The sequence below is a fragment of the Streptococcus sp. 1559 genome (assembly GCF_013276735.1).
GTDB lineage: Bacteria > Bacillota > Bacilli > Lactobacillales > Streptococcaceae > Streptococcus > Streptococcus pseudopneumoniae.
The window spans coordinates 11,707-15,558 of the sequence record NZ_VMLO01000035.1 but is presented as its reverse complement, the minus strand read 5'-3'; the positions used below and the strand labels follow the sequence as shown (position 1 = coordinate 15,558).

Sequence of the window (3,852 nt, the reverse complement as noted above, 5' to 3'; positions counted from 1 at the left end):
ACGAGCTGGTGTTGTTACCGTTACTTTGACTGGAACTTCTTCTTTCGAGCCATCTGGATAGGTTACCGTTACTTTGCCGGTAATCTTATCTCCTGGTTTCTTATCTGCTGGAATTGTTACAGTGACTTTTCCTTTATCATCTACTGTGATTCCTGGTGTTCCACTTTCGAAGGTTGTTCCTGTTGGAATTTTCTTACCATTCTCTTCTGTTAATGGAATTTCTACCTTAGTTCCTGGTTTTCCATTTCCATCATTGTATTTCGGTGTGTAGATATCTTTATCTTGTTCACCTACTGTAACCGTTACTGGAACTTCTTCTTTCGAGCCATCTGGATAGGTTACCGTTACTTTGCCGATAATCTTATCTCCTGGTTTCTTATCTGCTGGAATTGTTACAGTGACTTTTCCTTTATCATCTACTGTGATTCCTGGTGTTCCACTTTCGAAGGTTGTTCCTGTTGGAATTTTCTTACCATTCTCTTCTGTTAATGGAATTTCTACCTTAGTTCCTGGTTTTCCATTTCCATCATTATATTTCGGTGTATAGATATCTTTATCTTGTTTACCTACTGCAACCGTTACCGGAACTTCTTCTTTCGAGCCATCTGGATAGGTTACCGTTACTTTGCCGATAATCTTATCTCCTGGTTTAGCTTCTTTTGGAATTGTTACAGTGACTTTACCATCTTTATCTACTGTGATTCCTGGTGTTCCACTTTCGAAGGTTGTTCCTGTTGGAATTTTCTTACCGTTCTCTTCTGTTAATGGAATTTTCACTTCAGTTCCTGGTGTTCCATTTCCATCTTCGTATTTCGGTGTGTAATCATCTTTATTTGGACGTCCTACGACTACTGGAATATTTACTGTATCATGTGAACCATCTGGGTATGTTACTTTCACTACCGCATTTCCTACATTACCTGATGTATTTGTTGACGGTTTACTTTGTACCGTTAAAGTTCCTGGAGCAAAGTTTTGTACTTTTGCCTTCACTTCATCATCCGTAATGTTATGGTTATACGGAACTGTTAATGTTTCTCCTGTCGGATTATATTTGCTAGCTTGCTCTTCAACAGTGATTTTTATTGTTTTTTCTGAAGAATTATTATTTTTATCATATGCTTTAATTTTTACAGTATAGAATCCTGTCGCAGCATTCGTAGTCCCTGTAATCTTGCCATTTTCATATTTTAATCCTTGTGGTAAATTGCTTACCTCTATTGGATTATTATCACGCAAGCCAACACCACCTGTATTATCTACAGCTGTTACAGGGATTGGAGTAATTGGTTCGTTTTTAGTTACTGTAGCATCTGCTGCTGTAATGGTTGGTCCCATCTTATCCCCAGCTGTGACAGTGAAAGTAAATGTTACCGGATTTGCTTTATTACCTGCTTCATCAGTAGCCTTGAAGGTAATTGTATGTGTACCAACATCTTCTGGTAGGGCTTTAATAGTGATTTTTCTGATTTGATTAGTATCTGTGGTTCCTGATGCGTCTACAAATGCTTTCCCCGTGTTAAATCTATCACCATATTTTGTTAGTATATCACTAACATCCAGCTTAGCCTTCTTATCATCTGTTGCTGTAACTGTAAATGTTACCCATTCACCTTCTGTTACCGTTTGGCTTGCTGGTGTGATGGTCAAGGTTGGGGCTTGTGTGTCTGGTGCTTCTGTCGGTGTTACGGCATCACTTCGGTCTGAAGTCACTGTTCCACCGTTGTTCACAATGGTTTCAGCTGTAATAGGACGACCAGGTAAAGCGTCTGTGACCGTCACCACTGCGGTTTGACCTTGTGTTCTACCTTCTCCGATAACTTTATCTCCATCGTAAAGTTTAACTATCGAGCCATCCTTTACTCCGCTCCCTACATTCACTGTCAGTTGTTGTCCAGTGAGGCCTTTCTTATTCTCAAAGCCTGTAATAGTCGGTTTTTTAGGTTTAACTGTAAGCTTAACAGTTCCGTCTGAGCCTGAGTTAGCATCTTCTGATAATGAACCATCCCCATATCTGGCAATTACTTTATAAGTAAAGACTCCAGCTTGATCTGTACTTGGTTTACGATCATTTTGCCAGCTCCAAGTCATTCTTGGTGGGAAGTCTTTACCACTTTTTGAAGTGACATACTTATCAGCTACAGGGTTATCTGTATTTGGAAGACTATCTCCCACCGTTTTGGTATGTGAACTACCTTGGATAGGGTAGGTTTCTGCCTCTGTGGTCGTTTCTAACCTAGCACCCTTTGCCGCCATAATATAAGACTGATTAGTCGTATTTCCAAATGTTGTCGTGGCAGCGTAGACATGACCGTATTTAGCTGCCTCCTCCTCAGTCACATTGTCTTTAAGTCTAATCTTCACATGCATATGAACAGCATAATCTATACTTTGTGCTCCAACCTTAATCCCCAAATAATATGATAAGTTTGGATACTGACCGTTTTCTTTTTTTGTGAGAGTATTTAGAAAAGTGTCGTGTTCGTTATTCTTGAATACATAACCACGCTGATTATCTCTAGTTACCCCTGAAGCTGGATCATACAAACTGATATTATCATTATCAAAGATATAAGCTTTCTGTTCCCACGGTTTATCAATTTTGACTGTATTTCCATATTGTTGAAATCCGATATTCCCATCAGAAAGCCTTCTAGCATTATATTTCTTGTATCGTGTGAAACTCAAGTCTTTTATTGTATCAGACTTATAAGTTCCATCGCCGTTAAGATTCATGATATTAAAAGGTCCTTGGAAATAATACTGTTGCTGATATGACCTTTCCACCATACGTTTTCCATCGTTATTAAAGAAGACATCGTAGACCATCCATTTTTGTCCATTTTCTTCCTTATAATTTGCTCTGATTACTGTCTTATCCCTAGTAAAATCTTCATCATTATTTCTTGTCTTTTTACCTTCGTTAGTAGATGGGTCAACAGAAGCAAAGTATCTTACATCAGACAAAGCACCTTCGTTAACAGTACCCGAGATAGATTCCAGAGCCCTCTTAGATCTTCTAGATCTCTTAGGTTTATCTTCTGCTCCAGATGCAGAAGCAGCCCTGTCTGAACCCTCCTCCTTATGGTCGCTCCTTTCAGAAGAGGCATTTTTATCCGCTGATTCACTTCCCTGCGGCTGACTTGATTCTTTAGAAGAACTTGATAAGACTGCCAAGTCCTTTTCCAAGTCCTCAGCAAGACTGTCAAGCTCCCCTTGACCTGCATCAGCACGGTCTAATAATTCTTTTCCTTTTTGAAGTCGCTCCTTAATAGGACTTACAACTGAAGAATCGTGCTTCGAGTCGGTAGAAAGAAGAGCACTTACCTCTTCCACTAGCTTGCTCAAGCGGCTGCTATCAACTGTAGCAGCTTTCTCTTCAGCAGGTTGAGCTTCCTTATTTGCTGAAGGTTCACTGGCTACTTCGGCTTGATTTTCGTTCCTTGCCTGCCCTGCTTCAGACGACTGCTCCCCATCTTTCGGGCTAGCTAGACCAGTAGTCGATGACGACGTGTTTTGGCTTGGGCTATCTGCACTCACGACGTTGGCTCCCATAAACATAAGAGCCGCAACCGCAACAGAAGCTGCACCAAAGCTATATTTACGAATAGAGAAGCGCAAGACTTTTTCACGTTGATGGCGCTTTACCCTACTGAGTGAATTCGATTTATCTTCCATGTTACCTCCTTAAGAAGACTAATGATATAATAAAAAATAAGTTTCCCAACTCCCACTCCTTCAGAGAGTGAAGCTAGAAACAGCACCGTGATTCTTACTAGTGAGTAAATGATAGGAGATGATACTAGGTCACCCTTAAGCCTCAAGCAACTATAATATCACAGCTATCACAGC

The 3,852-nt window shown here is 40.2% G+C and carries 1 protein-coding gene; it reads right to left on the bottom strand.

Annotated elements, in window-relative coordinates; all coding sequences use genetic code 11:
* Nucleotides 1-3,678: YPDG domain-containing protein (locus tag HT688_RS06025; protein ID WP_172923644.1), on the bottom strand; the 3,678-nt coding region annotated here is incomplete at its 3' end.
* Between the last annotated feature and the right edge of the window lie 174 nt (nt 3,679-3,852).